At 49.3% G+C, this 7,358-nt stretch carries 8 protein-coding genes; all 8 read left to right on the forward strand.

The features are described 5' to 3' along the window. Positions 1 to 851: 3-dehydroquinate synthase (locus tag FP827_05435; protein ID MBA3052515.1), on the forward strand; the 851-nt coding region annotated here is incomplete at its 5' end. Beyond that, entirely contained in the window at positions 836 to 2,077 is a 1,242-nt protein-coding gene (locus FP827_05440; GenBank protein MBA3052516.1) for a 3-isopropylmalate dehydratase large subunit, read from the forward strand. The genes FP827_05435 and FP827_05440, both read left to right, overlap by 16 nt. Further along, positions 2,074 to 2,562 carry a 3-isopropylmalate dehydratase small subunit gene (locus tag FP827_05445; GenBank protein MBA3052517.1) on the forward strand — a complete coding sequence of 163 codons (489 nt, stop codon included), beginning with the start codon at positions 2,074 to 2,076 and terminating at the stop codon, positions 2,560 to 2,562. Before FP827_05440 ends, FP827_05445 begins: the two co-directional genes overlap by 4 nt. Next, positions 2,559 to 3,611: an isocitrate/isopropylmalate dehydrogenase family protein gene (locus FP827_05450; GenBank protein MBA3052518.1), complete on the forward strand. Its 1,053-nt coding sequence runs from the start codon at positions 2,559 to 2,561 to the stop codon at positions 3,609 to 3,611. Before FP827_05445 ends, FP827_05450 begins: the two co-directional genes overlap by 4 nt. After that, a complete protein-coding gene (locus FP827_05455; GenBank protein MBA3052519.1) occupies positions 3,560 to 3,916 on the forward strand; it encodes an MGMT family protein in 357 nt (118 codons plus the stop codon). The genes FP827_05450 and FP827_05455 overlap by 52 nt, the downstream gene beginning before the upstream one ends. After that, positions 3,892 to 4,632 (forward strand): protein-L-isoaspartate(D-aspartate) O-methyltransferase, encoded by a 741-nt coding sequence (locus tag FP827_05460; GenBank protein MBA3052520.1) that lies wholly within the window; start codon positions 3,892 to 3,894, stop codon positions 4,630 to 4,632. The genes FP827_05455 and FP827_05460 overlap by 25 nt, the downstream gene beginning before the upstream one ends. Before the next feature lie 5 nt (positions 4,633 to 4,637). Further along, on the forward strand, positions 4,638 to 6,362 hold the full coding sequence (locus tag FP827_05465) for a L,D-transpeptidase family protein (protein MBA3052521.1): 1,725 nt from the start codon (positions 4,638 to 4,640) through the stop codon (positions 6,360 to 6,362). Continuing rightward, positions 6,359 to 7,345, forward strand: a complete 987-nt coding sequence (locus FP827_05470; protein ID MBA3052522.1) for a DUF882 domain-containing protein — start codon at positions 6,359 to 6,361, stop codon at positions 7,343 to 7,345. Before FP827_05465 ends, FP827_05470 begins: the two co-directional genes overlap by 4 nt. The last annotated feature ends 13 nt before the right edge of the window (positions 7,346 to 7,358 follow it).

Genomic DNA, 7,358 nt, shown 5'->3' on the forward strand with positions numbered 1-7,358 from the left:
ACGGTGAGCGCTATAAAAACCTTAAGACGCTTGAGAAACTCTATTCCGCGGCCGTTAAAAACGGTATAACCAGAAAATGCTTTGCCGTGGCGCTCGGGGGAGGTGTCGTCGGCGACATAACGGGTTTTTTCGCCGCCACTTTCATGAGAGGGATTGATTTTATACAGATCCCGACCTCGCTTCTGGCTATGGTGGACGCCTCGATAGGAGGGAAGACCGGCGTGGATCTCAAAGAGGGCAAGAATCTGGCCGGCGCTTTCAAGATGCCGCTGGCGGTCATAATAGATACGGCTTTCCTCGGCACTCTGCCGGCTGAGGAAATGAGGAACGGTTTCGGCGAGATCGTCAAATATGCCCTGCTGGATGAAAAATTCTACGGGTTTTTGGCGCCGCGAGCGGGTCAGATAAAATCCCCGGGAAGTAAATTCCTGGCAGATGTGATAAAAAAATCCGTAAAGATCAAAGAGGATATCGTCCGGAGAGATTACCTTGAAGGAGGACAGCGCCGTGTTCTTAATCTGGGCCACACCTTCGGGCACGCCATAGAGACGGCGCTCGCCTACCGGAATATCAGCCACGGCGAAGCTGTGGCATCCGGCATGCTCGACGCTGTTGATCTGAGTTTTTATCTCAGGCTCTGCGGGAAAGATGAACGGGGAAAAGCCCTTTCGCTGATCACGCGTGCGGGTTTTAAAAAAATAAAGATAGACAACGGTAAGCTCTTGAAACTCATTATGTCCGACAAGAAAGTGATTGACAGAAATCCGGTATTTGTATTAATAAAAGGGGCCGGCAAACCCCTTGTGAAAGAGGTGCCGGTAAAGGTGCTGAAAAAATGGCTGAAACATTAGTTAAGAAGATCATCTCATCAAAAACAGGAAAGGAAGTGCGCACGGGCGAGATCGTGATAATGCCCGTTGACAGGGCTTTCTGCCAGGACGGCACGGGGCCGCTTTCAATAGACGGCATAAAGAAGCTCGGAATAGGGCTTAAAAATCCCGCTAACTGTTATTTTTTCATAGATCACGCCGTGCCGCCGCCGAGAGCGGAGCTGGCGAACGCTCACAAGAAAATCAGGGATTTCGCAGTTTCCAGCAAAGCCAACTGCATAATGAGGGGCGTCTGCCATCAGATAATGGTTGAGGAATTCTCATCGCCTTATGATGTGATAGTCGGCGCTGATTCCCACACTCCCACATCAGGGGCGCTGGGGGCTTTCGCGGCGGGTTTCGGCTCAACGGATGTGGCGGCGGCCATGTCGGCAGGTTCCGTGTGGCTCAAGGTGCCGGAGAGTCTGGGTATTGAAATAAAGGGAAAGCTCAACAAGGGCGTAGCCGCCAAAGATGTCATAATAGACATCATCGGAAAAATAGGCGCGGACGGGGCCACATACAAGGTGATGGAATTTTTCGGCGAGGGTTTGAAAAACCTTTCGATGGACGGACGCTTCACAATATCCAACATGACCATAGAAGCCGGCGCGAAAACCGGCATATTCCCCGCCGACGAAACTGTGAGGGAATATCTCAAATCCCGCGGAAGAGAAGGTGATTTCCGGGAACTTCCCGCATCCGATGCCTCCGCTTACGAGAATATGATAAGCGAGGATATGAGCGAAATAGTTCCTATGGTGTCCTGCCCTCATCAGGTGGACAATGTCTCGCCGGCCTCGGAACTGGGGGATGTTAAAGTCGATGTCGTGCTGATAGGCACATGCACAAACGGCCGTTTCTCCGATTACGAGGCGGCTTACGAGATACTGAAAAAAGCGAAGAGCTTGAAAACGACTCTCATAATAGCGCCCGCCTCAAACACGGTGCTCAAGCGGCTCGCGGAAAGCGAGATGTTCCGTAAATTCGTGGATCTTGGCGCCAGCATCATCCCGCCCGGCTGCGGGCCCTGCTGCGGCGTGCACGCGGGCATCCTCGCCGACGGCGCCACGGCTCTTTCAACGGCCAACAGGAATTTCAAGGGCAGGATGGGCAATCCCGAATCTTTTGTTTATCTGGCATCGCCCATGACCGCCGCGGCAACCGCTGTGACGGGCAGAATAAGCGACCCGAGGGAGTTTTTATGATAAAGGGGAAAATACACATGTTCGGCGACGGCGTTTCCACTGACCTGATATGCCCGGGTAGATATTATCATCTCCGGGGGGATCTGCCGGAACTGGCCAAACACGCGCTTGAAGACGCGGATAAGGATTTTGTGAAAAACATGAAACCGGGCGACATCGTGGCGGCGGGTGAGAATTTCGGCTGCGGCTCGTCAAGGGAACACGCGGCGATCGTTATAAAACTTGTCGGCGCCTCATGCGTGATAGCGAAACAGTTCGCCAGGATATTTTTCAGGAACTGCATAAACATAGGGCTTCCGGCCGTAGAGATAGACACCTCCGGTTTTGAATCGGGCGACGAGACGGAAGTGGATCTCAAATCCGGCGTCGTGAGAAATCTGACGAAAGGGATAGAAAGGCGTTTCCCCCAGCTTCCCGAAAAGATGATAGCCATCTTGAACGCGGGAGGGCTTGTGAATTACATCAAGGAGAACAGAGGATTATGAAACACAGGATAACACTTCTTCCGGGAGACGGCATAGGCCCGGAGATAACGGAAGCGACAAAAAGGGTGATAGCCGCCACCGGCGTTGAAATAGACTGGGAAGAAATGCCGGCCGGTGAGAACGTGATGGAGAAATACGGCACGCCCATACCGGATGAGACGCTCGAGAGCATAAGGAAGAACAAGGTTGCCCTGAAAGGGCCGATAACCACTCCCGTCGGCGGCGGGTTCAGGAGCGTCAATGTCCACATAAGAAAGGTGCTGGACCTCTATTCCTGCCTGAGGCCCTGCAAGAGCTACGGCATCAAGGATGTGCCGTTTCCCGATCTGGATCTCGTCGTCGTGCGGGAAAACACAGAGGATCTCTACGCGGGGATAGAATTTAAGAAAGGCGACCCGAAGATACAGGAGCTCGGAAAACTCACGGGACATAAGTTTTCCGCGACCACCGGCATATCCATAAAACCCATATCCGAAGAGGCGTCAAGGCGCATAATAAAATTCGCTTTTGATTACGCCGTGAAAAACGGCAGAAAGAAAGTGACAGGCGTCCACAAGGCCAACATAATGAAACACAGCGACGGTATTTTCCTGGAAGTTTTCCGCGCCGTCGCCGCGGAATATCCTTCAATAGAGTCGGAAGACAGGATAGTGGATAACATGACCATGCAGCTTGTCAAAAAACCCCAGCTCTATGATGTGATGGTGCTACCCAATCTCTACGGCGATATAATTTCCGATCTCTGCGCGGGACTTGTCGGGGGCCTCGGCATAGCGCCCGGCGCGAACATAGGCGATGACATGGCCGTCTTTGAGCCGACACACGGCTCGGCGCCGAAGCACGCCGGTAAAAACCGCATAAATCCCATATCCATGATACTTTCCGGCGCGCTGATGCTCAATCACATAGGAGAGAGCGCTTCCTGCAAAAAAATAGAAAAAGCCGTCAGACAGCTCATAGAGGAAGGCGACACTCTCACCTATGATCTCGGCGGAACATCAAGCACCTCCGGCGTCGGCGATCGCCTTTCGGAAATAATAGAAGGGTGACTTTCAGCGAAAAAGTTTTACGGATAGTCTCTAAAATACCCCGCGGGCAGGTCTTTACTTACGGAGAGCTGGCCACGAGAGCGGGGAATCCCCGGGCCGCGCGGGCCGCGGGGAAAATCTTAAACGCGAACAAAAATCCTGAAAAGATTCCCTGCTACAGAGTTGTCAGAAAAGACGGCTCGACTGGAGGATATTCACGGGGACTGAAGAGAAAAATAGAATTGCTCAAGGCCGACGGAATCAAGCTGGTCAAGCTAAAGGGAAAATGGAGAATAGACAAATGCCATGGCAGCGTTCAGATATAATTTCTGTTTTGACAGCATCTCTTTTTGTCTGTGCTCTCGTTTTTTTTGGAAGCGGATGCCGGAGAAACGCGGAGGATGAGGATTTTGCCATGATGAGAAAAAATATGGTGAGGGAGCAGATAGCCGCCCGGGGCGTTACGGATCCGGCGGTTCTCGCCGCCATGGAAAAGGTGCCGCGGCATCTTTTCATCGACGAAAAATACACCGCTGTTGCCTATGACGACCATCCCCTGCCTATAGAAGAAGGGCAAACGATTTCGCAGCCCTACATCGTGGCTCTCATGACGGAGCTCCTCTCTCCGTCGAAGGATGACAGGATCCTTGAGATAGGCACGGGAAGCGGTTATCAGGCCGCTGTGCTGGGTGAGATAACGAAGGAAGTTTTTTCGGTGGAAATAATACCGTCTCTCGCTGAAAGCGCGGCGGAGCGCCTGAAAAATCTGGGATATAAAAATGTCAGGATAAAGTCGGGCGACGGATTTCTCGGATGGAGCGAGCACGCCCCCTACGACGGGATAATCGTCACCTGCGCGCCTAAGGATATACCTGAGCCCCTCATCGCCCAGCTCAAGGAAGGCGGACGGCTTGTCATACCCGTGGGCGAAGGTTTCCAGGAATTAAAACTGGGTGAAAAGAAAAACGGCGAATTCACCGTCAGGGATATAATACCAGTGCGCTTTGTGCCGATGACGGGCATCGCTTCCGAGCAAAGGTGATACGGATGCGGCTTTTGCCGGCAATGGAGCGCGCCATTATCCGGATAAGTTTAGGGCTTGAGGAGTGGAGATTCAAAGTGTTTAAATTATTGTTTGTCTCTGTGTTGCTGATAAGTGTAAATACCGCCGGGATCCGCGCGGCAAAATATCCGTTCCCGGAAAAACTGGATGAGCTCTTAAGGAACAGAATCAAGGCCGCTGATTATTCAGGCGATATTAAGGTCGGGAACGAATACATATATTCAAGAAAAGCTCTGCCGCTTTTTTATGAGAAACGGGCTTATATGCCCGCCTGGCTGGAAGATAACGGTTCTTTATCAAAAATTTCATATGATCTGATAAAAGCGCTGAAGGATTCTTATGTTGAAGGATTGAAACCTTCGGATTATCATATTGATAAAATTGAGTCGTTGGTAAAATACATTTCCGAAAAAAATACAAGAGCCGATCTGTCCAAAATCCTTGTTGTTACAGATATCCTTTTGACAGACGCGTTTCTGCTGTACTCCGCGCATCTTGTTTCAGGCAAGGTGAATCCGGAAACAATCGTTTCTGAATGGATAGCGGTAAAAAGAGAACGGGATTTAATGGAAGTTCTTGAAAAAGCTCTAGAAGATAAGAATATCAGGCGGAGTCTGGCGGAACTGCTGCCTGATTACAGAGAATACAGCAGACTGAGGGATACCGTGAAGAAATACGGGAAGATTTCTGATGCGGGGGGATGGCAGAAGATCCCTCCGGGGAAAACCATTAAACCCGGAGAAGCCGACCCGAGGATCCCGGCAATATACGAGCGGTTAAGCATGGAAAAAGTTTTCAAAGGCAAAAGGGAAGATGTAGATATATATGACAGCATTCTTCAGCGGGAAGTGGAAGATTTTCAGAGACGGTACGGGCTTGAAGTCACAGGCGAGATAGATACTCCCGCATTAAACGCTATGAATGTCAGCGTCGGGGAAAGGGTCAAACAGATCCGGGTCAACCTTGAAAGATGGCGGTGGCTGCCGCAGGACCTGGGCGACAGCCATGTTATTGTCAACATCGCCGGTTTTGAGCTGGAGGTTATTGATGATAAGAAAAAGATCATGGATATGCGCGTTATCGTCGGAAGGGATTACAGGCGTACGCCTGTCTTTAGCGACAGGATAACATATCTTGTGTTTAATCCGTACTGGCATGTGCCTCACAATATCGCTGTCCAGGATATTATACAGAAAGTTCTGAATGACAGGGAATATCTTTCAAAGCAGAACATGAAAGTTTTTCAGGGCAAGGGAAAAAACGCAATAGAAATAGACCCGGGTACCATTGAATGGGATAAGCTTAACGCGGATAATTTTCCGTACGGGTTGAGGCAGGAACCGGGGCCGTTGAACGCATTGGGAAAAGTGAAGTTCATGTTCCCGAACAAGTTTAATGTTTATCTTCACGATACGTCTTCCCCCGAGCTGTTTGTTAAAAATATACGCACATTCAGTTCAGGTTGTATCAGGATAGAGAAACCGCTGGAACTGGTAAAGTATCTTATGAACTGGAAGGGAAATGAAATGGATGAGATGTTAAGGGTTAGCGTTGACAAAAAAGTGAAGCTTCCCGTGCCTGTGCCGATACATATCCTTTACTGGACAGCATGGGCGGATGAGAATGGAGGTTTGAATTTCAGGGAAGATATATATAAGCGGGATGATAAATTGTACAAGTCGCTGGAAGAGGATTACAGGAAAAAGTGATGAAAAATAAGGCTTTGTCAGGAAAAAACATATCGGCCCTGATTGCCGTAACCGTTTTTATTGTCTTTTATCCCTCATATCGCGTAAATGCCCGGGAGCGCGGCATCAGGCCGGGATTCAGCGTGAGATTTAAAAATAATACATGCCCCTATAATGTTACTGGAGTGTTTGTCATGCCCGGCGAAATGCTGGATTTTGAAATTGAGAGCAACGATAAAACTGATTCAAAATACACAGTTAAGGCTTCTTCCGGAAATATGCATAAAATTTCCGGCGCAGCATGGAAATGGATATCTCCCAAAGCAAAGGGATTGTATAGAATAGAGATCACGCAAACCGGCACGGGGAAAAGTATTTTAATGAATGTTTTTGTGATGGTGCCCCGCAAAGAGAAAAAAGGGGAATATCTGAACGGATACCGGGTCGGATACTATGAGAAAATAGCGTTAAAAAGGCTGGCGATATACAAGATACCCGAAGGATTCATAGAGGTGACAAAGGAAAATGAAGATACCCTGCTTTCGCCGAATTTCAAACTTAAACAATTCGTCTGCAAGCAGAAGAGCGGGTATCCCAAATATGTGGTTTTAAAGGAAAAGCTCCTCTTAAAACTGGAGATGATCCTGGAAAAGCTTAATGAAAAAGGATTCGATGCGGAAACGCTTCATATAATGAGCGGCTACAGGACACCATATTACAATAAGGCCATAGGGAATGTTAAATACAGCAGGCATATGTACGGGGGGGCAGCGGATATTTTCATTGACGAAAATCCCAAAGACGGCCTGATGGATGATTTGAACAAGGACGGCAGGATAGATTATCACGATGCTGTAATTGTGTACGACATAATCGACTCAATGTACGGCCATGAATGGTACAAGATTTTTCACGGCGGTCTCGGGTGGTATAAGAAAACAAAACACCATGGCCCGTTCGTGCATGTTGATGTCCGCGGATTCCGGGCAAGATGGGGAGACTGATAAAACAGGGCCC

The organism is Candidatus Omnitrophota bacterium (assembly GCA_013791745.1).
GTDB lineage: Bacteria > CG03 > CG03 > CG03 > CG03 > CG03.